This window comes from Streptomyces pyxinae, from assembly GCF_024756275.1.
GTDB classification, from domain to species: Bacteria; Actinomycetota; Actinomycetes; order Streptomycetales; family Streptomycetaceae; genus Streptomyces; species Streptomyces pyxinae.
On the sequence record NZ_JANUGQ010000001.1, the window covers coordinates 677,411 to 698,867 of the forward strand.

Sequence of the window (21,457 nt, forward strand, 5' to 3'; positions counted from 1 at the left end):
CCTCCGGCGCTCGACCGGGCTCCGCCTCCTGAACAGATACCTCGCGAACAGATGATCGGGTAATCGATCGGCATATGCGGGGCGCAAGATACCCCCGCGCGACGCGCCGTGTCCCGGTTTTCGGTAACCAGAAGCAGCCGAAACGTCACAGCCGGTACACCTGGTTGTCATGAGTACCTGGCTGCGAGACGACACCCCGCTGGACACCGCTCACGCGCACGCCTACGCCGAGCCGGACGACCGTCCCGGCACCCTCGGGGACAGCGGGGACGGCGGGGGCGGCGGGGCCCGTGAGCAGCGGACCGGCGCCCTGGCCCTGCTGGCCGAGGAGGACAGCCGTCGTACCGCCCAGGTCACCGCCGCCGGGGCCGACTGGCTGGTCTCGGCCGCCCCGCGCCCGCGCGCCACGCTCGCCCTCTGGGACGCCCGCCCCGCCGCGCCCGCCGCGCTGCCCTGCGGCATGGCCTTCGACGTGGTCAACCTGGAGTCGGTCTTCGGTCGCCGGGTGCTCGACCGGCTCTGGTCCGAGGGGCCAGGATCCGGGCCGGTCGCCGTCCACCGGGGCCGCATGCTGCTCTTCGCCGCCGCCGGCACCGCCCAGCGGCTGCCCGCGCTGCTCCACTGGGAGGAGTGGGGCGAGGCCGTCCCGCCGCCGCTCTGCCACGGCATTGGTGACGCGGTGACGGTGCCCCCGCTGCTGCCCGGCGCCCCGGGCGCCCCGCGCTGGGTGGTCGCCCCGGACACCCGCCACCCGTGGCTGCCGGGGCCCGAGGTACTGCTGTGGGCGTGTGTGCGGGCGGCCCGTACGCTCACCGGTGCCACGGGTACGGGTATCGGATTTTTCTCCCGCCGACCAGGATGCTAAGGTCTACGACGTCAGCAGGCGCCGCTAGCTCAGTTGGTTAGAGCAGCTGACTCTTAATCAGCGGGTCCGGGGTTCGAGTCCCTGGCGGCGCACCGACGGAAGAAGCCCCTCGCGCAAGCGGGGGGCTTCTTCGTTTCTCCGCCGAGCCCGGGGCGGGGCGGTCCCCCGGAGGCGGGGCCGCGCGAGGCGGGATGCGGGGCCCGGGGTGGGGCGGCCCGGGGTGCCGTGACCGGCTCAGGCGCCGTCCCCCGGATCGGCCCCGGGCGCGGGCTCCGGGGAGATCCGTACCGTCCAGCCCCCGGCGGCGGTCCGGTCCGCGACCGCCACCCGGACGCCCTCGCCCCGCACCGTGAAGGTCTCCCCCACCCCCAGGGGCGCGTCCGCCAGCGGTGGGTAGACCGAGCGGCCCTGGCAGGCGGCGGTGCCCGGGTGGGCGTCGACCACCTCGACCGGGCCGCCGCCCGAGGCGGCCTCGGCGCGTACCCGGTAGATCAGCACCCCCTCCGTACAGGTGGTCCGGTCGTTGCCGGTGGCTCCGCGCGCCTCGATGGCGAGCGCCGTGCGGGGGCCGGTCCTGACCACCGCCAGCCGGGTCCCGGCCGACGCGCCCGGCCGCGGCGCGGCGGAGAGCGGCTCCAGGGTGACGAAGCCGCCCTCGGACGCCCGTACGCAGCGGATCTGGCGGCGGTCGAGCCAGCCCAGCTTCCACTTGTGCCAGCCGAAGAGTTCGGGCGCCAGCGCGAACTGGCTGCCCATGACGTCCCAGTCACCCACATAGGTGTCCCAGTCGCCCTTGCCGTCGGCGGGCCGGTGGTAGAGGTCCGGCAGGTCGAAGACGTGCCCGGTCTCGTGGGCGAGCACATTGCGGTCCGGCGGGTGGCGCTCGAAGAGCGTGACCACCCGGTTGATCCGCGTGCCGTCGGCGCGCAGCGGCCGTTCCAGGTTGACGACCTTGGTGGCGTCCGAGTCCACGCCGGGCGCGTCCGGGTCCGCGACCAGGTAGACGATGTCGTACCGGGAGAAGTCGACCACCGGATCGGCGGCGGCGACCGCGTCACGCAGATAGGTGATGCGCCGGTCCGGCTCCCAGTCGCGCCGTATGGCGTACGCGGTGGAGGGGCGCGGCATCCGCACCCACCCGGGCCGTACATGGGGCCGCAGCGAGAAGCGGCCGTAGGAGGCGCGCGCGAAGTACTGGCTGGTGGCCGGGAAGTGGTCGGCGGCCAGGTCGGCGGTGGGCAGGCGCGGCGCGGAGTCCGGGAAGGAGAGGAAGACCATCACCGCGTCCAGCGCGCGGGTGGGCCGCGGGTAGGCGCCGTCCCAGCTGTCGAGCCCGAGGGAGTGGTGGGCGCCGGTACGGGGCAGGGCGCAGGGTTCCCGGGTCGGCACCCCGGCGGCGGGGCCGGTCGCGAGGCCCGTGGCGGCGATCGCGGCCAGCGCGAAGAGGCCGGCCGCCGTGGAGCGCAGGCCCGGCAGTCGCCCTCCTTCGGGTGGCTGGGAACCCTCCACGTCGACCTCCGGGTGCGGGATGCGGGGCGTCCCACCACCCTGTGACGTTTTGTCGCCTTTCGCCCTGTTCCAGTGCCCCACACGAGTGAAGGCCGGACCCCTTCGCGGCTGTCACTCTCCTCACGTACAGTCACTAATGATCAGCGGTGCACCGCACCCCGCCAGACCTGCGCAGAAACGATCGGCCACGATCGGGACGGCCCCCCGCGCCCACCGGGGAACCGTCCCGAATGGCGGCGGCGCTGGAACGGTCAAGGCGACTGCCTCTATGATCGGCCTACTTCCTGGGCTGACCATCCCGGCCAGATCTGTACGTCACAACTGCCCTGCAACGGAGCCAGCAGTGAGCGGAACCTTCGAAGGACCGGGAACCAAAGCCGGCGCACCGCCCGGCACCGACCACACAGCGATCACCCAGCGTCACGCCACGGGGATGGTTCGCCTCTCCCCGGCCGACGCCCGGGCCGTCGGCGACCTCCCGCCCGCCGACGGCACCGCGCCACCTCCCCCCGGTGGCCCGCCCCCGCAACCGCCGCCGTCACCGGGGGCGGGCGACACCGCCATGGGCCCGATGGGCGGGCCGTCCGCCGCCCCCATGGGTGGCCCGCCCGCCGCCATGGGTGGCCCGCCCGCCGCCCCCACCCGGAGCACCACCGGTACCGCTCCCGGTACCGCCCCCGCCCCCACCGCTCCCCCCTCCGCCTACTCCCCCTTCTCCGCCGAGGCGCACGACTACCGGGCCGCCTTCAACGTCGCCCAGCTCGCCATGGCCGTCGTCAACCCCGACGGGCTGGTGGTCACCGCCAATGACGCGCTCGCCGCACTGCTCGGCACCGACGCCGCCGCCCTCCGCGACCGCCCGGCCGCCGACCTGATGGAGCTGGACGCCGACGGCCGGGCCTCGCACGCGTACCGGGAGGTGCTGCTCGGGCGGCGTTCCCGCTTCCGCTGCACCCGGCGGCTCAAGCACACCGACGGCCGGGCGGTCTGGGCCGAGGTCACCGTGGCGCCCGTGCCGGAGAGCCCCCGGGTCCTGCTCTCGGTCGCTGACATCACCGAACGGCATGAACTCCAGGCGCGGTTGCGCCACCTCCAGATGCACGACCCGCTGACCCACCTCCCCAACCGGGCGCTGTTCTTCGAGCGGTTGACCGCCGCGCTGGACAACCTGTCCTACGACCATGGCGGATCAGGGCGGATCGGGCTCTGCTACCTGGACCTCGACGGCTTCAAGGCCGTCAACGACACCCTCGGACACCGGGTCGGTGACACCCTGCTGAGCGCCGTGGCCGCCCGGCTGACCGAGTGCGCCGAGGCCGGCGCCGAAGAGGGCGGCGGGCACCTGGTGGCCCGGCTCGGCGGCGACGAGTTCGCCATCCTGGTGGAGGACTCCGCCGGCACCGACCAGCTGGCGGCCCTCGCCCGGACCGTACTCGCCGCCGTGCAGCGGCCGTTCGACCTGGCCGGGCAGCGGCTCTCGGTCTCCGCCTCCATCGGCGTGGTGGAGCGGGCGGCGGCCGGCACCACCGCGACCGGGCTGATGCAGGCCGCCGACACCACGCTGTACTGGGCGAAGGCCGACGGCAAGGCCCGCTGGACGCTCTTCGACCCGGAGCGCAACGCCCACCGGATGACCCGCCAGGCGCTGGCCTCCAGCCTCCGTCCGGCCGTCGAGCGGGGCGAATTCGTCCTGGAGTACCAGCCGCTGGTGGGCATGGCGGACGGCGCGGTGCACGGCGTCGAGGCGCTGGTCCGCTGGAACCACCCGCAGTTCGGTCCGCTGCCGCCGAATCGGTTCATCGGGATCGCTGAAGAGGACGGCTCCATCGTCCAGTTGGGCCGCTGGGTGCTGCGCACCGCCTGCCGCCAGGCCCGCGCGTGGCAGCGCGACCACCCCGGCGGCCGGCCGCTCTTCGTCAGCGTCAATGTCGCCGTGCGGCAGGTGTGGGACTCCGATCTCGTCGCGGACGTGGACGCGATCCTCACCGAGACCGGGCTGCCGCCCCGGCTGCTGCAACTGGAACTGACCGAGTCGGCCGTGATGGGCTCGGCCGGCCGGCCGCTCCAGGCCCTCCAGGCCCTCAGCGACATGGGCGTGCGGATCGCCATCGACGACTTCGGCACCGGTTACTCGAACCTCGCCTACCTGAGCCGCCTCCCGGTCTCCGTCCTCAAACTGGACGGCTCCTTCGTGCGCGGCTTCCGCTACGAGGACGGCGACCATCCCAACCCGGCCGACGAGGTGATCGTGGAGGCCCTCGTCCAGCTCGCCCACCGCCTGGGCCTCACCGTCACCGCCGAGTGCGTCGAGACCTCCGGCCAGGCCGCCCGCCTGCGCCGGATCGGCTGCGACACCGGGCAGGGCTGGCTCTACTCCCGCGCGGTGGCCCCGGAACGCATCACGGAGCTGCTGAGCGGGGGGTGAGGCAGGCCCACCGGCGCGCGGACCGGCGGGGTCAGCGGGCGGAGCCGCCCTCCGCCGCCACAGCGCAGCGGGCGTCGCCGTGCGCCTTCTCGGCGGCGAGCTCAGCGAGGCGCCGCAGATCCGCGACCCGGTCGTCCGGCACCGTGTACTGCAGCGCCACCGTGGTGCTCAACCGATAGGGCCCGAACGGGATTTCATCCTCGGGCACGCACGCGGAGTTGATCGCCGCGAGTCTTCTGCCGCTGAAGGCCCGCCGACCGGCGTCGAACGCCTTCACGTTCCGCTCCGGCTCGTCGTAGTTCTCCCGGACCTCCGTCTGCCACTGGTCGAGTGTCTCCCCGGCCCTCAGCTCGGTGCGCACACTCATCAGCCGGCCGTCGTCCCCGTTAATGAAGCACGAGGTGTCGAAGTTGGTGTCATGGCCGGTACGGGGTGAGGCGGTGAGATGGTCGCTGAAGGAGTACTCGGAGGAGTCCGGCAGCAGTCGGTTAAGGAGACCGGCCGCCTCCTCGGGGTCGCCGAGCGACTCGCAGACGTCCTTGGCCCCGATCGTCCCGCGCCCGCCGAAGGGCGGGGCACCGGTCGCGTAACTCACCACACCCCACCCGGCGATGAGCACCGCGGCCGCGGCAACAGCGAGGGCGATGCGCTTCTTCACTGACACTGACGTCATGGCGCCTACTTGTCCTTCTCCAGCTCCGAGGGAACGCCTTCGCCCCGCATGAAATCGGAGACGTTGGTCTTGGCGTTGTTGAAACCGGCCTCGGCGCCGGCGGCGACCTGGTCCACGATGTGCGGCGACGGGGATCCGGACTTCTCGCCCGCCCGGCGAGCAGCGTCTTCGACCAGTGTGTAGGTCGACTCGCGAGTGCCGTTGATCTCTTCGCCGTTGCGGTAGATGACCTTCTCCGTGTTGTCGCGCATCAGGCCCTCGGTGAGGCTGCCGATGACCTCGCCCGCCACCGTCTCCGCGACGGTGCCGGCGATCGCGCCTCCCGGACCGGTGGCCGTCGCGGTGGCGGCGCCGATGCCCATCCCCACGATGCTCTGACCCCACTCGCCGGCCTTGGTGATGGCGTCGTTGAACTTGGCGTCCTTGTTGCCCGCGTCCAGCTCGGCGGCGTAGGCGCGGCCGGCGCCAAGAGTCCCCTGGATCTCACCGGCGACCGTCGCGGTGTGCTTGATGCCGACCTCCAGGTTTTCCGTGGGCGAGAACTTCGGGTCGCGGATGAACGCGTCGGGGTGCGCGAACTGGTACTCCATGGTGGCTGCCGTATAGGCGTGCTGGCCGATGGTGAGGGCCGCGTAACCCTCGGGGTTCTGCCCCACGGTGTACAGGAAACGGGTGATGTCCTCCTCGCTGAAGCGGGCGACGGCGCCGGCCACCGGGAAGAGCCCGCTCTCATCGGCCGAGCCCGCCCGGAACGACCGGTGGATGTCCGCCATGTACTCGGCGGACATCTGGCCGAGGCTGTCGGACATGTAGCCGTGGTCGGTCAGCCGGGAGGGCTCGCGGGAGACGGAGTGGACGACGGCCTCGTACAGCTTGGCCTGCTCCGCCGAGTGCGCGAGGGTCTCGCGGGTCGGCAGCTCGCCCGCCGGGTGGCCGGTGGTCGCCGCCTCCAGCGCGGCGGCGAGGTAGTTCTTGCCCGAGATGCTCTCCTCGCCGTCGGAGTCCTGGTCCGCCACCCACTCCCGGTCCTCGAAGAGGTACTGGAAGTTGGTGCCCTTCTTCTCCTTGCCGTCGTCGTCCTCTCCGACGAACTCGGAGTTGAAGAACGCGGTGGCGGCGTCCGGGCTGTTGGAGAGCGCCTTCATGTAGCCGGTCATCGGGTCGAAGCCGGAGTCCGTGCCGGTGGTGTTCAGATGGGGCCACATGCCGCCGCCGCGGTAGCCCCAGATCTGCTCGGGGCGCAGTCCGTTGCGGACGCCCTCCTGCTCCCTGGCCGCCATTCCGTTGCCGTAGCGGGTGAGGAAGTCGTCCTCGTAGTCGCCCCAGCGCATGAGGTTGCTCATCGCGACATAGCCGGACAACCCGCCCGAGCCGCCCACGGGCTTCTCGACGGCCTGGAGCATGTCCAGTTTCCACCGGGACATGTCCGGGCCGGCGCTCTGGGTGGCGTTGGCGAGGGTCAGGCCCAGGTTCTTCTGGAGCTCCTCGTAGTGGTCGACGCGCTTGCCGTCGGCGGGGAAGTCCCGGCTGTTCGGGTCGTTCACCTTCGCCCAGAAGTCCAGGACCCCCTGGGCACCGAGGTCGTGGGCGAAGGTGACCGCGAAGAGATCGTCGTCGTGGTAGGTGGTCAGACCCTGGAGGAGGGTGTCGAACTCCGCCTCCGTCAGGTCGCCCGGGTTCTTCCTGGCCAGGGCGGCGAGCTGTCCGGCCTTCGCCATGGCGTCGGCCGCCTGGTCCCGGTCCCGGTAGGACGCGTCCCCGAAGCCCTTGTCGGCCTGCTCCACCAGGGCCCGCAGCACCTTCGCCGCGGTGCTGTCGCTCTCGGCGGCCTGGTCGAGGATGCGCTGCACCTCCTCGCGGACGCCGTCGACCTCGCTCTGCTCGACGTCCTCGCCGGCCGCGCCCTCGGCGGCCCGGACCAGGAAACCGGCGCCCGACGGCAGCACGGAGATGTGGCGGTCCCGGGCGCGTGAGAGGGCGTCGTCGAGCTGGCCCTTGAAGCCTTTCAGCTCTCCGAGGGTGTCGCGGACGATGTTCCGGATGGAGGTGGCCTGGGTGTGGGCGTCGGTGAACTCACCGACCGTCTTCCCGATGAACTTCCGGCCGACGGCCGAGTTCACTCCCTGCCAGTCGGCCTTGTCGGCCGTCGCCCGCAGCCCGTCGTCGGCGGCCTTCTCCAGCCGTTCGAGGTTCTTGACCAGGGTGTCCCAGTCGGTCGACGCGGCGTCGAGCGCGGTGAACTTGGCGTGCAGGAGCGTGTCGAAGTCCATTACTCGGCCGCCTTCTTGGCGTCGTACACCGTGTTGTGCCCGCCGGGCGCGCCGGCCCGCTCGTCAAACCCGGCGTCCAGCGCGGCGATACCGCTCATCTGCCGTTCGATGAAGACCTCGTCGCCGGCGTGCGCGTTCTTGGTGTAGTCCATGTGGTTGGAGATCTGCGCGCAGGCGTCCATGAGGTCCGCGAGCGAGGACGACCAGCTGAGGGAGACCTGGGTCAGCGCGCCGCCCAGCTCGAAGCCCTGGGCGGCCAGGTCGGTGCCGGCCGAGTCGGTGGTGCGCTCGGCCACCCGGCCCTCCCGCCACAACCGGTTGCAGAGCTCGAAGGCCTGGTCACCGATCCGGGAGAGATGCTGGTTGGAGACCTTGAGGTCGCCCTGGGGGTTGGTGGCCAGGCTCTTGCCGTCGCCGGTCTCGTCGGGCACCCGGTTCAGCCGCATTCGCGTCGACTGCCGTTCGCCGGCGGCCGACTTGAGCTGTTCCCACTCGTCCCACGCCATGGTGCGCTCTCCCCTCTTCGGCGGTCATTCTGCTACGAGGGGAGACGGGTGATCGAACGGTTGCGGGGAGCGGGGGTATTCGGAGCGCCGCGGCGCTACCGGACCGGGGCGGGGGCGCCCGTGCCGGTGTCCGGATCGGTGCCCGGGAGGCCGTAGGCGTCCGCGATCAGGGTGTGGCTGCGCAGCCGGGCCTCGCCGCTGTGCACATTGGCGGTGAGCATCAGCTCGTCGGCGCCGGTGCGCTTCTGGAGGTCGTCCAGACCGGAGCGCACCTCGTCCGGGGTGCCGTGCACGATGTCGGCCAGCCAGCCGTCGATGAACTCGCGCTCGGCCGGGGCGTATCCGTACGACTCCGCCTCCTCCGGGGTCGGAATGAGACCGGCGCGGCCGGTGCGCAGCCGGAGCATGGCGAGGGCTCCGGTCAGGACCTGGCGGCGGGCCTCCCGGGCGTCGTCGGCGGCGAGGGCGGCGACCCCGATCAGGGCGTACGGCTCGGCCAGGACGGCCGAGGGGCGGAAGGACGAGCGGTAGAGGTCGAGCGCCGGAATGGTGTTGCGGGCCGAGAAGTGGTGGGCGAAGGCGAACGGCAGCCCGAGCGAGCCCGCGAGCCGGGCGCTGAAGCCGGAGGAGCCGAGCAGCCAGACGGACGGCCGGCCGGGCGGGCCCTGCACCGGGCCGGGCACGGCGTGGATCCGGGCGTACGGGTGGCCGTCCGGGAAGTCGTCGTCCAGGAACCGGACCAGCTCGGCCAGTTGGCGCGGGAACTCGTCGGCGCCCTCGGAGAGCCGGTCGGTCCGGCGCAGCGCGGCGGCGGTCGCCCCGTCGGTGCCGGGCGCCCGGCCGAGACCGAGGTCGACCCGGCCGGGGGCGAGCGCCTCCAGGGTGCCGAACTGCTCGGCGATCACCAGCGGGGCGTGATTGGGCAGCATCACCCCGCCGGACCCGAGCCGGATGCGCCGGGTGTGGGCGGCGAGGTGGGCCAGGATCACGGCCGGCGAGGAGGAGGCGACCCCGGGCATCGAGTGGTGCTCGGCCACCCAGTGCCGGTGGTAGCCGCGCCGCTCGGCCAGCCGCGCGAGCGCCACGCTCGTGTCGAGCGCCGCTCGGGCGGTGCCGCCCCGGCCGACGGTGACCAGGTCCAGTACGGAGAGGGGCACGGGCGCGTTTCCGCTCGCCGTGGCCCGAATCGCGTCGTCGCTCACCGGTGGTCGATCCTCCTGCGCGGAAACTGCGGACTCGTGCGGTACGCAGGGGTAACAGGAGGGCGTCTCCGGTTATTCCCGGAGGCTGTATCTCGGAGACCCCCGCCTCGGAGACTCCTGCCTCGGAGACTGTGGGCGCGCCCGGAGGCTGCGCGGCGCGATGATCGCGCCGATGATCGCGCCGGAGGGGTGGGCGTTCGGTGGTGGCCCCCGGGGCCTGTGCGGTGGTGGCGCCTCCGGCTGTCCGGCGGGTGCCCGGGGGTTGGCCGGTGGCCGCGCCCGGAGGCTGACCGGTGATGGTGCCCGAGGCTGTGCGGTGGTGGCGCCTCCGGCTGTCCGGCGGGTGCCCCCGGGGCTGGTCCGACGGCCTCGCCCGGGGGGTTGACCGGTGGCCTCGCCCGGGGGTTGACCAGGGGTGGTGCCCGGGGCCGTCCGGCGGGGCCCCGGGGGCTGACCGGTGGCCGCGCCCGGGGGCTGACCGGTGGTGGCGCCCGGGGTAGCCCGGCCGGGAATCCCGGGGCTTGCCCGATGGCCGCGCCCGGCGGCTGGCCTCCGGAGGGCTCCCCGGGGGCCAGGGGCCCGGAAGCCAGGGGCCCGGGGGCCCGCCGGCGGCCGTTTACGGGGGCCCCGGGGAGCGTCCGTGGTCGTTCCACGGGGCTCCCGGGGGGATCCCCGCCGACGGGTCTCGGACACCCGTTCGGCTGCTACTCCTTGCGGGCGAAGAGGGCGCCCAGCTCGGTGGACCAGGCGCCCCGGCGTTCGGCCAGTCGCAGACCCTCCCAGAGGGTCACCTGGTTGGCGGTGAGCACCGGCTTGCCGATCGCGGCCTCCAGCTCCGGGAGGAGGGCGACCGTGGACAGCGCGGTGTCCGGGACCAGGACCACCTCGGCCTCCGGGTGGTCGGACGCGCGGACCAGCTCCACCACGTCCCGGGGCTCCTCGGCCTCCGGGGGCGGGACCACGGCGCCGACGGTGCCGGTCGTCCCGGCCGGTTCGAGCACCCGTACGCCGGCCTCCGCCAGGAAGCGGGTGAACCGCACCAGCTCCTCCGGCGACTGGCCGGATGCCACCGCGACCCGGCCCGCGCCCAGCTCCCGTACCGCGTGGACGAAGCCGAAGGCGGTGCTGGACGCGGGGAGCCCGGCCGCCAGCGCGAGGGCGCGGATCCGCTCCTGGCCGCCCTCCCAGCCGTGCGTGGCCGAGCCGTCGGTGTCGGCCCAGACGACCGCCTCGGCACCGGACAGCCGCAGCTCCTCGGTGCCGGCCGCGAGTCCGCCCTCCGCGGCGAGGACGTCCTGGCCGGGCCGGGTGTGGACGATCGGCACATTGACGCCGTTGAGCAGCGTCTCCATGCGCGGATAGTCGTCCTCGGCTGCGGAGTGCCCGGGGTAGAGCAGTCCGACGGTCGTCATCTGCGCTCCTCCTGTCCTCGGATTGTCCCTGGAGTGTCCGGGGCGTCTGAGGTGTTCGGTCACCGTGACGGCTGCCCCCTCGGAACCGCCCCTAGTCCTCCGGCGGGCCTCCGGCACCCCGGGTGGCCCCCTCGGGATCCGGACAGCCGGGCGGCGGCGAGGGCCCCGGGGGCCCGGGGGACGGGAACCCCGGAAAAGCCCGTACGGCATATGCCGGAGCCGCGTACCGGCGCGCGACGGCCCACCGAGCGCCCGGGGAGCGCATCATTCTTGCCAACAAGCCATCCGGAAACGACCCTTGGCGGCTATCGTGGTACGGAAGCCTCCGGTCACGATCTGGTAGGGGGGAACCGTGGCGCTGAAGCCCGAGCCGACCGCGCCGTTCCACTCGGTGCAGTACGCCTTGCGCGTGCTTGAAACGATCTCGCGTCACGCGGGCGGAGTGGACGACACGCAGATCGCGCGCGAGACCGGGCTGCCGACCGCCCATCTGCGCTCCATGCTGCTGATGCTGCGCCGCGAGGGATATGTCGAGCAGATCGCCGACGGCGCCTACACGGTCGGGGATTCGCTGATCCTGCTGGGCTCGGGCGTCACCCGCCGGGAGGCGCTCCAGAGCAAGCTCCAGGAGACCCTCACCGAGCTGCGTGACTCGGTGGGTGCGGCGGTCTACATCAGCCGGTACATCGACGGCGAGGTGAAGATCACCCAGATGGCCGACGGACCGCAGGCGCCGAAGGTCAATGAGTGGGTCGACTTCCGCTCGGCGGCCCACGCCAGCGCGGTCGGCAAGTGCCTGCTGACCCAGCTCGATCTGAACGGGCGCCGCGACCACATCTCCCGCCACAAGATCGCCCGGCTCACCTCGCGGACGATCACCAGCGAGCGGGTGCTCTTCTCCAAGCTGGACAGCCAGCCGCCGACCGTCCCGGTGCTGGACCTCCAGGAGTACGCGGTGGGTACGGTCTGCGCGGCGGTGCCGCTCACCGCCGGCTCGGCGGTCGGCTGCCTGGCGCTGTCGATGCCGATCGAGCACGCCCACCGGCTCCGGTCGGCCGCCGACACCCTGAACCGCGGGGCCGCCCCGGTCGTGCTCTCGCTCGCCCTGTGAGCCCGGCCGCCGCACCGGACGCCCCGTGATTGTGCCGGTCTCGCGCCGGGGCGGCGGGTGGTCAGGAGCACCCCCGGGCACCAGGTATTATTAACTCTGTCAGCAGGCGCCGCTAGCTCAGTTGGTTAGAGCAGCTGACTCTTAATCAGCGGGTCCGGGGTTCGAGTCCCTGGCGGCGCACCGACGGAAGAAGCCCCTCGCGCAAGCGGGGGGCTTCTTCGTGCGCGCACCGGCCGGCGGAACCGGCACACGCGCCGGGGCGGCGGCTCACCGCCCCGGGGGCGCGAGGGCCCGGGGGCCGGTCTCAGAACTGCACGTCGGAGCAGGCGTAGAAGGCGTTGGCCGTGTCCGCGACCGTCCAGACGGCGAGGATCAGGTGCTTGCCGGACTTCCCGGCGGGGATCGTGCCCTGGTGGGAGAGGGTCGCCGGTGGCTGCTTCCCGCCGTAGGGGATGGTCAGGAAGGGCTGCGGGTCCAGCGCGGCCCGGGTCAGCGGCTGGCTGGGGTTCCAGCCGTTCTTGGTGATGTAGTACCGGAAGTCGCTGGTGGCGTGCCGGGCGGTGAACTGCCACCGGAAGGTGTAGCTCTGGCCGCCGGTCACCCGGGTGGCCGGCCAGCCGCCGTTGCGGGGGTCGTCGAGCTGGGCGAACTCGCTGTGGCCGCCCGAGCAGATCTTGCCGTCGGCGGGCCCGGCGGCGGGGAAGCCCTTGAGCCCCTCGACCGACTGGGGCTCCCACTGGATGTTGCCGCAGCCCGTCACCGTGCCGTTGGCACAGAGCTTCTGGCGGCTGATGGGCAGATCGGTGTAGCCGTGGCTGCTGGCGCTGCCGGTGGCGAAGAGGGTGGCCCCGGCGACTCCGAGGGCCACCAGGGTCGCGCCTATCTTCTTTCGCATGCTGTCGCTCCTGGGAAACGTGGGGGTGGTGGGGAGGTGGGGGTGGTGGGGAAATGGGGAAGGCGGGTGCCCGCGAGAGGGGTGGCCCGTGCCGCCGGGGGGACGTTGTGGGGATCGGCGACGACGGGCCGGTACGGGGACGGGGGCACGAGTGCGGGACTGGGGCGGGGCTGTCGCGGGTGGGGTTCGGGGACGGCTGCGCATATGCGGGGACTGCGGGAACCACGGCGGGGACCACCGAGCTCCGGTCTAGACCAAGTCCCAATGTATGGATGCCGGTTGAACATGTCCATACCAATCACGGGCCTTCCACCGGACCGGCGCGACCCGCGCAGAGGGCGACCGTCAGATCCTTGACCAGCGTCTTGCGGTCGTAGTCGTCCAGCTCGACCAGACCACGCGTGGTCAGCCGGTGGACCATGCCGTCCACGGCGTCCACCACGGAGGTGAGGACGGTGTCCCGGTGCTCCGCCTCGATCGCGGCGATCCGGCGCCGGCGCATCGCGGCCGCCAGCTCGGGGGCGTACTCGATCCGGGTGGGCTGCGCCGAGAAGACGTCGATCCCGACCGGGGCGCACTCCGCCGCGAGCATCCGGGTGAGCGCCGCCCCCACCGCCTCGGCGTCCCGGAGCGTCGGGGTGTCCTCCCGGAAGGCGTCGGCGGGCAACTGGGAGAGCACCCGGGCGAGTGCCGCCTCCACCTGTTCCCGCAGGTACCGCTCGTGGTCCGCCACCCCCAGCACCGCCCGGACGGTGTCCCGGAGCCGCCACACCACCAGGGCCACCACCCGGAGCGCGGTCCCCCGGGCGTCGACGGCGGGCAGCGGCTCGCTGCGCCAGTGCCGGAGCCGTACGTCGACCCGGCGGCGCAGCAGCAGCGGGCTCACCCACATCAGACCGGTCCGGCGCACGGTGCCCCGGTAGTCCCCGAAGAGGGTGAGCACCCAGGCGTGCCCGACCCGGCCGCGCCCCAGGCCGCCGAAGGCGATCAGCATCACCAGCACCCCGGTGGTCAGCAGCACCCAGCGGGCGAGCGGGATGCCGTGGTACGGCGGTGAGGACAGGCCCAGCATGACGGTGACCTCCTCGGGCACCACGCCCGTCCACCACAGCACGGCCGCGCAGCCGGCGAGCCCGAGCACCCCGGCGGCCACCCCGGCCGAGCCGGGCAGCGCGGTACCGGGCCGCTCGACGAGGGCCGGGTCGGGCGCGGGCCCGGGGCGTACCGGGGCCGGAGCGGCCACCGTCGGCCGGGCCGCCCTCGGCACCGCACGGCGCGGCACCGCCACCCGCCCCCGGCCGCTCTCCCGGGGCCGCGCCGCCTCCCACGGCCGGGTACCCGGTACGGCCCCTGCGGCGGGGTGCTGGTCGTCGTCCCGGAAGAGCAGATGGACCGGGATGGGGCCGGTCGTCTCGTTGCCGATCACCGGGACCCGCCGACCGGCCGCCCGGCCGCCCTCGCCGTCGGTACCGGGTCCCGTACCGGCGTCGCCGGGAGCCGTCACCGGCTCGGCGGAGGCGGTGGTGCCGGGGGCGGGCCGGGGGGCCGGCCGGTCACCGGCCGGGGCGGCGGGGGCGGGGCCGCCGGGAGGTGGGGGATCCGCCGGGGAGGCCGCACCGCTCGGGGTCACCGTGTCGTCCATCGCCGCCGTCTCCCTCTCCCGTCCACGCGCCTCATCGCTCCCCGCCTCTCGTCCCCCGTCCACGCGTCTCATCGCTCCCCGCTCCCCGTCCTCCGTCCCCCGCCCACGCGCCAGATCGCTCCCCGCGTCCCCCGCCTTCCGTCTCCCGTCCACGCGTCTCATCGCTCCCCGGCTCCCGCCCCGCTCCTCCTGGTCCCGTCCGGGTCCTCCCGGCCGGCCGGTCACCGGAACAGCCGCCGCCAGGTCTCCGGCCCCGGGTAGCCGTCGGCCGCGCCGCCCCGCCAGCCCTGGGCCCGCTGGAACGCCTCGACACCGCGCCGGTCGGCCTCGGTCCAGGCCCGGCCGGGACCGTTCGGGTAATGGGCGCCGAACCCGCGTTCCACCAGCCGCCGGCCCAACCGCTCGACGTGCTCGTTCACCTGGCCGGGCCGGAAGTAGCCGCGCCCCGGGTAGGGGGGCGCCGACGCCTGCGGGCCCGGGTGGCCGGTGGCGCCCCCGGCCACCGCCCCGGTCACGCCGTTGGCCACGATCCCCGTCGTGCTCCCGGTCGCGGCCCCCGTCACGCCCTGGATGTCCCGGCCCGTGCCGGTGACCAGCAGCCGCCAGGTGTCCGGGCCCGGCAGCCCGTCCGCCTCCGCCCCGGTCCAGCCCTGGGCCCGCTGGAACGCCTGGGTCGCCAGGCGGTCCGCCTCGCTCCACAGCGGTCCGGGCCCGGAGGCGTAGAACCGCGCCCCGCCGCGCTGCACCAGCATCCGGCCGAGCCTGGCGACATGGGCGTTGTTGGCACCCGGGCCGAAGGCGGCCGCGCCCGGGTAGGCGTCGGCGGAGCCGGCGGTGGCACCGGTCGCGGGCGCCCCGGCGGCACCGGCGCTCAGGCCCTGGTAGCGGTAGGCCACATAGCGGTCGGAGTTGCTCCAGTACGCCATGGGCGTGGCCTGGTACCGGGTGTGCGGCTTGACCTGCTCGTACGCGTAGTACTGGGCATGGGTGGCGTCGACCCAGCCGCCGAAGATCGTCACATGGGAGCCCGTGGTCGGGTCGGCCGGGTTGTGGAAGAGCAGGATGTCGCCGGGTTCGAGCGCCGCGCGTTCGATCCGGGTGCCGAAGCGGTCGAGGGAGCCGGTCCACTCGTTGCCGGGGAGCGCCCACGCCATCGAGACATAGCCGGAGCAGTCCTGGCGGTAGCCGTCGGTCCAGTACGAGGTCATCGAGTACGGCACCTTCGCGGCCAGCCAGGTCTTGGCCCGCTCGATGATCTCGGCCCGGGTCAGTTTCCGCAGCGCGTGGGACGGGGCGGAGCCGTGCCCGGGCACCGGCCCGGACCCCGGCCGGCCGTGCAGCGGGCCGGTGCCGCCCTGCGGGGTGGAGCCGTCGTCGTCCGCGCCGGGCGGGTCGTCGCCGTCGGTCCCGTCGTCCGCGCCCGGCGGGTCGTACGGGTCGGCCCATGCGGGGGCGGGTGCGGGGGTGGTCGCGGGCGCGGGTGACAGATGGCCGATGTTGTCATCCGTACCGCTCCCTGCGCCGTCCCCCTGCTGGGCGGGCATTTCGTGGTACGGGTCGGCCGCCGGGGGCGGCGGGTCGGCCGGACGGGTGGCGGCCCGGGCGGCGCCCCCGCCGCCTCCGCCGGCGCCGAGCACCACCCCCGCCGCCGTCATCAGGACGAGCACCCGCCGGGCCCCGCGGGCCGCCGGGTGGCCGCCCGCCCGCGCGGGCCTGCCGAGGGCCAGCTCACGCCGCTGCCGGGCGCAGCCCGCACAGGAGCAGTCGGCGGCGGGCTCGTACTCCTCGAAAACCGGACCGGTCATCTGTGATCCCCTCCACATGTGTCAGGGTCGCGCTGGGAGGCCCGCAGGGGCGAGAACGCGCCAAGAGAGCGAATAAAAGGCATCTTGACGGCTGAAAAGTAAAAAACGACCATCCGACAGGCCGAGGGGCGGAGGGATCGACCGCCCGGGTGGCGACCCGGGCGGTCGGGAGCACCCCCGGAGACCCTGTAAGGTTTTCCTTGTCAGCAGGCGCCGCTAGCTCAGTTGGTTAGAGCAGCTGACTCTTAATCAGCGGGTCCGGGGTTCGAGTCCCTGGCGGCGCACGACACGAGCGAGGCCCCTCACCAGCAGGTGAGGGGCCTCGCTCGTATACCGTTGTCGCCACCGTGCCGCCACGCCATCGCGCCATCGCCGTCGTGCCGCTGTCGCCGTCGCACCGCGCTGCCGCTTCGGGGGTCAGCGGCCGGACGGGGCCGGGCGGGTGCCGGTCAGATAGGCGGAGACCACCACGTTCGCCGTGTAGTGGCCGGCCGCCCGGTCGAAGGTGCCGCCGCAGGTGATCAGGCGCAGCTCGGCCCGGCCGGCGGCCCGGGGGCCGTAGACCTTCTCGGGCTCGAACTCGTCCCGGGCGAAGACCCGCACATCGTCCACGGTGAACTCGCGCACCGAGCCGTCCGCGCCGCCGACCTCCACCCGGGCGCCGGGACGCACGGAGCTGAGCCCGTAGAAGACGGCGGGCTCGGTGGTGGTGTCGACATGGCCCACGAGGAGCGCGGCGCCCGCCGCGCCGGGCCGGGTGCCGGAGCCGTACCAGCCGACCGTGCCGGGCCGCTCGTACGGCGGCGGGTCGACGGCACCGTCCTGGTCGAGCCCCCGGGGGACGACCGGTGCGCCGACGCCGATCGACGGGATCGCCACCCGCTCGGGGACGGCCCCCTCGACGGGTGCGAGGGGCGGCGGCAGCCGGGCACCGAGCGGACGGCCGACGGCGGCCACATCCCCGGTGGCGGGATCGGAGAGGCCGGCCGGGCCCGCTCCCCCACCCTTGCCCCAGAGCCAGAGCGCCAGCAACAGGGCGGCCCAGGCCACCCCGGTGATCAGCCGGCCGCGGCCGGGCGCTTCGCCGTCGGCGGCGGCCGCACCGGCACCGGTACCGGAGGCCACGGTCAGTCCGTGTCCGAACGGCGCCGACTGCGGGCGGAGCGATAGGCCACGGCGACGGCGGCCACCCCGGCGAGAACCAGTCCGATCACCGTGTGCGGGGTGCCGGGGCCCCGCTCGTCGGCGGCGAGGGTGGCCGCGGTGCCGCCACCACCCGCCTTGACGGGAGCGGTGGGGACGGCGGACGGGACCGGCACGGCCGGCACGCCGGGCACGGTCGGGGCGCCCGACGGCTTGGCGGCGACCTGGACGGTGCCCGCCTCGTGGTGGGTGCGGCCGTCGCAGTGCACGCTCACCGGATAGGTGCCGGCGGCCAGGCCGGAGGCGACCGTGGTGTCGCCGTACAGCGGCCGATCCTTGCCCTCCCGGCCGGACGACAGCTTGGCGTCGGCCACGAACGCCTTGGACGTGGCCACCCCGTGCTTGCCCTTGCAGCCGTGGACCTGGACGTCCACGTCCCCGCCGGGCGCGGCGACGGCCGGATAGACGGTGGCCCGGACCTTGGCGTGGCCCTCGTCCTCACCGGCGTACACCGCTCCGGCGGCCGGCCCGAGCACCAGTACGGCGGCCGCACCGGCGGCACGGAAAGCAAGCAGTCCTGAACGCATCGTGAACCTCCCATGAGGAAGATTCACCCCGATTGCCGCTTTTCGCATCCGCTGTGGACGGCCATTCGCCGCAGTGCCGCCCGGCACGGCGCTGACCTGCGCCGACCCGCCGCATCCGAGCCGCCGGCGCTCCCCCGAACGGCCCTGCCCGCTCCTCGGAGCCGTACGGCTCCGCTCAGACGCGCTCGACCAGATCCGCGATGGAGTCCACCACCGTGGAGGGCCGGAACGGGTAGCGCTCGACGTCCGCCGGGGTGGTGGAGCCGGTCAGCACCAGGAAGGTCTCCATGCCGGCCTCCAGACCGGCGAGCACATCGGTGTCCATCCGGTCACCGATCATGGCGCTGGTCTCGGAGTGGGCGCCGATGGCGTTGAGCCCGGTGCGCATCATCAGCGGGTTGGGCTTGCCCGCGAAGTACGGGTCCCGGCCGGTGGCCTTGGTGATCAGCGCGGCCACCGAGCCGGTGGCGGGGAGCGGTCCCTCGGTGGACGGGCCGGTGTTGTCCGGGTTGGTGCAGATGAACCTGGCCCCCTCGTTGATCAGCCGGATCGCCCTGGTGAGCGCCTCGAAGCTGTAGGTCCGGGTCTCACCGAGCACCACGTAGTCCGGGTTCTGGTCGGTGAGGACGTACCCGATGTCGTGCAGCGCCGTCGTCAGCCCCGCCTCCCCGATCACATAGGCGGTGCCGCCGGGCCGCTGGTCGTCCAGGAACTGCGCGGTGGCGAGGGCGGAGGTCCAGATGTTCCCGGCCGGCACGTCGAGCCCCATCCAGGAGAGCCGGGCGTGCAGGTCGCGGGCGGTGTAGATGGAATTGTTGGTGAGCACCAGGAACGGCCGCTCGCGGTCGCGCAGCCGCTTGAGAAAGGCGTCGGCGCCGGGGATGGGCACGCCCTCGTGAATGAGGACGCCGTCCATGTCGGTGAGCCAGGATTCGATCGGCTTGCGCTCTGCCATGGGGCGGATACTCCTGCCGTACAGGTCGTGCGTACCGGTGCGTACGCGCGTACAGGGGGCGCCGCGACAGCGCTGTGGCGACGGCCCCCAGCCTAGGGTCTTTCGTTTGGATCAGGCTGGATGAGTGAGCGGCGGCTGGTGCCATGGGGCATCCCCAGGCCCCCAGGGCCGAGGGGAGGCATCGCAAGGCGGAGGATGGGGGCACCTCCCGGCCGAAGGCTGGGGGAGGGTCCCTGCGGAGCAGCGGCGACCGACGACAACTCCCCCGGACGAAGTCTGGGGGAGTGCGGTGCCCTGGGGGCACCTCCCGGCGAAGCTGGGGGAGCGTCGGGAGCCCAGCAAGATCCGAACGACAGGCCCTGAGTCAGGACGGCCGGATTCCGACCCTGCCGATCTACCGACCGCGCCCGGCCCGTTGCGGCCCGGTCAGCCCGCGAGTCCGGCGAGGCGGGTGGTGAAGCTGAAGCGGTCGCCCCGGTAGAGGGTGCGCGACCGTTCCAGCGGACGGCCGTGGCTGTCCCGGGAGAGCCGGTGGAGCAGCAGCATCGGCAGCGCGGGCGAGGTGCCGATGAGCAGTGCCTCGCGCGGAGTGGCCAGCACCGTCTCGATCCGCTCCTCCGCCTCCCCGAGGCCGACACCCCGCCGTTCGCGCAGATACGAGTGGAGGGACGCGCCCGGGTCGAAGTCGGTGTCCAGCTCCGGAGCCCGGTCCACGGCGACATAGGTGCTCTCGAGACCGGCCCGCTCGTCGCTCGCGAGCAGCACCCGCTCCAGGTGCCAGACCGGCTCCCCGGCCCGGGTGCCGAGCTCCGGGGCGAGCGCCTCCGGGCACGGGAACCGCTCCAGCGCGACCAGGGCGCGGCCGGCCGGGGCGCCCGGCCTGCGGGGCCCCTCGGCGTGGCCGGCCAGGGAGAGCGGCTGCTTCAGCCGGGGGCCGGCCACCACGGTGCCCCGGCCCTTCCGCCGCAGCCGCCCCTCCAGCAGCAGTTCCCGCAGGGCCTGCCGGAGGGTCTCGCGGGAGACCGCGTACCGGACGGCCAGTTCCCGTTCGGCGGGCAGCGGGCTGCCCTCCCCCAGTTCCTCGATGAGCGCGGCGACCCTGGCCTTGACCGTGTAGTACTTCGGGACGCGTCCGTGCTCCGGGATGCCGGAACGGACGGGCGCGCCGGGCGGCTGACCGATCGAAACGTCCACGTGTCGGATGGTGGCAGACATACCCGTACGGGCGGGTGAACGCGGTATGTCGGATGGCCGGGAATGCCCCGGGCCCCGCCTGAGCGAGCCGCGCGGCAGGTGCCGGTCTGTGCCCGGGCCGGTCTGTGCCCGGGCCGGTCTGTGCCCGGGCCGGTCTGTGCCCGGGCCGGTCTGTGCCCGGGCCGGTCTGTGCCCGGGCCGGTCTGTGCCCGGGCCGGTCTGTGCCCGGGCCGGTCTGTGCCCGGGCCGGTCTGTGCGGGTCCGTGCCGGCCGGCGGTCAGTCCTTGCGGCCGCGCAGCCGGGCGGCGAGCAGCAGGGCGCCGGCGCCGAGCAGGACGACGGCGGCGGCGCCGACCCCGATGGCCACCAGATCGCGGCCGGTTCGCGGCAGTTCCCCGGCGGTCTCGTCGACCGGGTCGCCGTCCGCGAGGACGAAGCGGTACGCGTCCGATTCCCCCACCCAGTCCCCGTCCCGCCCCCGGCGCTGGACGATCGCGGCGGCGGCGGTGACCTCGTCCGGCCGGGCGTCCGAGGTGAAGGCGAGCCGCACCGGGACGGTGACCGTGCCGTGCGCGGGGACCGTGAAGCCGGGCAGCCCGTCGTCCAGGACCCCGACCAGTTCATTGCGGTCGGTCTGCTCGAAGGTGACCGGCCGGGAGCGGGAGCTCTCCGTCCCGGGCCCCTCCGTCCTGTCCCCCTCCGTCCTGGAGTCCTCCGGCCGGGAGCCCTCCGCCAGGGGCTGGAACTCCAGCTGGATCTGGGCCGGGCGGAGGGAGCGGTCCCGGTCGGTGAGCACGACCACGGGGTGGATGTTGCGGCAGGGCTGGGCGGTGGTGTTGGTGAGCTCCACGCGCCAGGTGCGGAAGCCGCCGCCGGGCTGATAGCTGTCGGGGCCGCCGGTGATCCGGGTGCCGATGGGGAAGGTGGTCGCGGCGACATCGCCGCAGGCGGGCTCCCGCTCCGGCACGGCCACGACGGCCGGCGGGCGGTTCTGGCCGGTGCGCGGTGCGTCTCCGGGGGTTCCGTGCGCGGCGCCGGCCGGGCCGAGGGGCGCGAGGAGGGCGGCGGTGGCGGTGGCCGCGGTGGCGAGGGCGGTACGCAGACGCATGGAGCACCTTTGCCGGAGCAGGCGGGGACAGTCGTGCGCCGAGAGCCTCCCCCGGCGGACGCTCGCCATCGCACGCCGGGCCGCGCTCTCCCTCGTACGGCCCCATAAGTCCACCCGATCAGCCGACGGTCTGATGAACACCCCCGAGGCGGGTG

Annotated in this window: 15 protein-coding genes, 3 tRNA genes and 2 pseudogenes; 6 read left to right on the top strand and 14 right to left on the bottom strand. The window is 73.9% G+C overall.

Annotated elements, in window-relative coordinates; all coding sequences use genetic code 11:
* Positions 1-169: 169 nt before the first annotated feature.
* Positions 170-893: pseudogene (locus tag NX801_RS02845) on the top strand (hypothetical protein).
* Positions 884-957 (top strand) — tRNA-Lys (locus tag NX801_RS02850). Before NX801_RS02845 ends, NX801_RS02850 begins: the two are co-directional and overlap by 10 nt.
* A gap of 142 nt (positions 958-1,099) precedes the next feature.
* Here NX801_RS02850 and NX801_RS02855 read toward each other — a convergent pair.
* Positions 1,100-2,374, bottom strand: a complete 1,275-nt coding sequence (locus tag NX801_RS02855) for a M6 family metalloprotease domain-containing protein (protein ID WP_258785111.1) — start codon at positions 2,372-2,374, stop codon at positions 1,100-1,102.
* 595 nt (positions 2,375-2,969) lie between these two features.
* Here NX801_RS02855 and NX801_RS02860 point away from each other — a divergent pair.
* Positions 2,970-4,799, top strand: coding sequence for a putative bifunctional diguanylate cyclase/phosphodiesterase (locus NX801_RS02860; RefSeq protein WP_258785112.1), 1,830 nt, complete (start codon positions 2,970-2,972; stop codon positions 4,797-4,799).
* Positions 4,800-4,830: 31 nt separating this feature from the next.
* On the opposite strand, the gene NX801_RS02865 is transcribed toward NX801_RS02860, so the two are convergent.
* From NX801_RS02865 to NX801_RS02885, 5 genes are all read right to left on the bottom strand, one after another.
* On the bottom strand, positions 4,831-5,472 hold the full coding sequence (locus NX801_RS02865) for a hypothetical protein (RefSeq protein ID WP_258785113.1): 642 nt from the start codon (positions 5,470-5,472) through the stop codon (positions 4,831-4,833).
* Positions 5,473-5,477: 5 nt separating this feature from the next.
* Positions 5,478-7,742, bottom strand: a complete 2,265-nt coding sequence (locus NX801_RS02870) for a DUF6571 family protein (RefSeq protein ID WP_258785114.1) — start codon at positions 7,740-7,742, stop codon at positions 5,478-5,480.
* Positions 7,742-8,248, bottom strand: coding sequence for a hypothetical protein (locus NX801_RS02875; protein ID WP_258785115.1), 507 nt, complete (start codon positions 8,246-8,248; stop codon positions 7,742-7,744). Before NX801_RS02875 ends, NX801_RS02870 begins: the two co-directional genes overlap by 1 nt.
* A gap of 95 nt (positions 8,249-8,343) precedes the next feature.
* Positions 8,344-9,450 carry an LLM class flavin-dependent oxidoreductase gene (locus NX801_RS02880; protein ID WP_258785117.1) on the bottom strand — a complete coding sequence of 369 codons (1,107 nt, stop codon included), beginning with the start codon at positions 9,448-9,450 and terminating at the stop codon, positions 8,344-8,346.
* A gap of 704 nt (positions 9,451-10,154) precedes the next feature.
* Positions 10,155-10,862: an aspartate racemase/maleate isomerase family protein gene (locus NX801_RS02885; protein WP_258785118.1), complete on the bottom strand. Its 708-nt coding sequence runs from the start codon at positions 10,860-10,862 to the stop codon at positions 10,155-10,157.
* A gap of 352 nt (positions 10,863-11,214) precedes the next feature.
* Between NX801_RS02885 and NX801_RS02890 the strand changes: the two genes are divergently transcribed.
* Together NX801_RS02890 and NX801_RS02895 are read left to right on the top strand one after the other, a co-directional pair.
* Complete coding sequence (locus NX801_RS02890; protein ID WP_258785119.1) at positions 11,215-11,973, top strand: IclR family transcriptional regulator; 759 nt, start codon at positions 11,215-11,217, stop codon at positions 11,971-11,973.
* Positions 11,974-12,079: 106 nt separating this feature from the next.
* Positions 12,080-12,153, top strand: a tRNA-Lys gene (locus NX801_RS02895).
* Between the two features lie 124 nt (positions 12,154-12,277).
* Here the strand turns inward: NX801_RS02895 and NX801_RS02900 are convergent.
* The 3 genes and pseudogenes from NX801_RS02900 to NX801_RS02910 form a co-directional block, all read right to left on the bottom strand.
* Positions 12,278-12,868: a lytic polysaccharide monooxygenase auxiliary activity family 9 protein gene (locus tag NX801_RS02900; protein WP_258785120.1), complete on the bottom strand. Its 591-nt coding sequence runs from the start codon at positions 12,866-12,868 to the stop codon at positions 12,278-12,280.
* Positions 12,869-13,166: 298 nt separating this feature from the next.
* Positions 13,167-14,474: pseudogene (locus NX801_RS02905) on the bottom strand (SPFH domain-containing protein); the annotation flags it as partial.
* Between the two features lie 257 nt (positions 14,475-14,731).
* Positions 14,732-16,315 carry a peptidoglycan-binding protein gene (locus NX801_RS02910; protein ID WP_258785123.1) on the bottom strand — a complete coding sequence of 528 codons (1,584 nt, stop codon included), beginning with the start codon at positions 16,313-16,315 and terminating at the stop codon, positions 14,732-14,734.
* Between the two features lie 210 nt (positions 16,316-16,525).
* Here NX801_RS02910 and NX801_RS02915 point away from each other — a divergent pair.
* Positions 16,526-16,599: transfer RNA gene (locus NX801_RS02915), tRNA-Lys, on the top strand.
* 133 nt (positions 16,600-16,732) lie between these two features.
* On the opposite strand, the gene NX801_RS02920 is transcribed toward NX801_RS02915, so the two are convergent.
* The 5 genes from NX801_RS02920 to NX801_RS02940 all read right to left on the bottom strand — a co-directional run bounded on the left by NX801_RS02920 (position 16,733) and on the right by NX801_RS02940 (position 21,302).
* Positions 16,733-17,446, bottom strand: coding sequence for a class F sortase (locus NX801_RS02920; RefSeq protein ID WP_428986048.1), 714 nt, complete (start codon positions 17,444-17,446; stop codon positions 16,733-16,735).
* Positions 17,443-18,045, bottom strand: coding sequence for a hypothetical protein (locus NX801_RS02925; RefSeq protein WP_258785125.1), 603 nt, complete (start codon positions 18,043-18,045; stop codon positions 17,443-17,445). Before NX801_RS02925 ends, NX801_RS02920 begins: the two co-directional genes overlap by 4 nt.
* A gap of 175 nt (positions 18,046-18,220) precedes the next feature.
* Positions 18,221-19,000 carry an HAD-IIA family hydrolase gene (locus NX801_RS02930; protein ID WP_258785126.1) on the bottom strand — a complete coding sequence of 260 codons (780 nt, stop codon included), beginning with the start codon at positions 18,998-19,000 and terminating at the stop codon, positions 18,221-18,223.
* Between the two features lie 426 nt (positions 19,001-19,426).
* On the bottom strand, positions 19,427-20,215 hold the full coding sequence (locus NX801_RS02935) for a GntR family transcriptional regulator (protein ID WP_428986043.1): 789 nt from the start codon (positions 20,213-20,215) through the stop codon (positions 19,427-19,429).
* 256 nt (positions 20,216-20,471) lie between these two features.
* Positions 20,472-21,302, bottom strand: coding sequence for a hypothetical protein (locus NX801_RS02940; RefSeq protein WP_258785128.1), 831 nt, complete (start codon positions 21,300-21,302; stop codon positions 20,472-20,474).
* Between the last annotated feature and the right edge of the window lie 155 nt (positions 21,303-21,457).

Bases quoted from the DNA above. Each gene is read 5' to 3' on its own strand.
- NX801_RS02940 (WP_258785128.1), bottom strand. From the start codon at position 21,302: ATGCGTCTGCGTACCGCCCTCGCCACCGCGGCCACCGCCACCGCCGCC.
- NX801_RS02930 (WP_258785126.1), bottom strand. From the start codon at position 19,000: ATGGCAGAGCGCAAGCCGATCGAATCCTGGCTCACCGACATGGACGGC.
- NX801_RS02925 (WP_258785125.1), bottom strand. From the start codon at position 18,045: ATGCGTTCAGGACTGCTTGCTTTCCGTGCCGCCGGTGCGGCCGCCGTA.
- NX801_RS02935 (WP_428986043.1), bottom strand. From the start codon at position 20,215: ATGTCTGCCACCATCCGACACGTGGACGTTTCGATCGGTCAGCCGCCC.
- NX801_RS02885 (WP_258785118.1), bottom strand. From the start codon at position 10,862: ATGACGACCGTCGGACTGCTCTACCCCGGGCACTCCGCAGCCGAGGAC.
- NX801_RS02910 (WP_258785123.1), bottom strand. From the start codon at position 16,315: ATGACCGGTCCGGTTTTCGAGGAGTACGAGCCCGCCGCCGACTGCTCC.
- NX801_RS02865 (WP_258785113.1), bottom strand. From the start codon at position 5,472: ATGACGTCAGTGTCAGTGAAGAAGCGCATCGCCCTCGCTGTTGCCGCG.
- NX801_RS02870 (WP_258785114.1), bottom strand. From the start codon at position 7,742: ATGGACTTCGACACGCTCCTGCACGCCAAGTTCACCGCGCTCGACGCC.
- NX801_RS02875 (WP_258785115.1), bottom strand. From the start codon at position 8,248: ATGGCGTGGGACGAGTGGGAACAGCTCAAGTCGGCCGCCGGCGAACGG.
- NX801_RS02900 (WP_258785120.1), bottom strand. From the start codon at position 12,868: ATGCGAAAGAAGATAGGCGCGACCCTGGTGGCCCTCGGAGTCGCCGGG.
- NX801_RS02860 (WP_258785112.1), top strand. From the start codon at position 2,970: ATGGGTGGCCCGCCCGCCGCCATGGGTGGCCCGCCCGCCGCCCCCACC.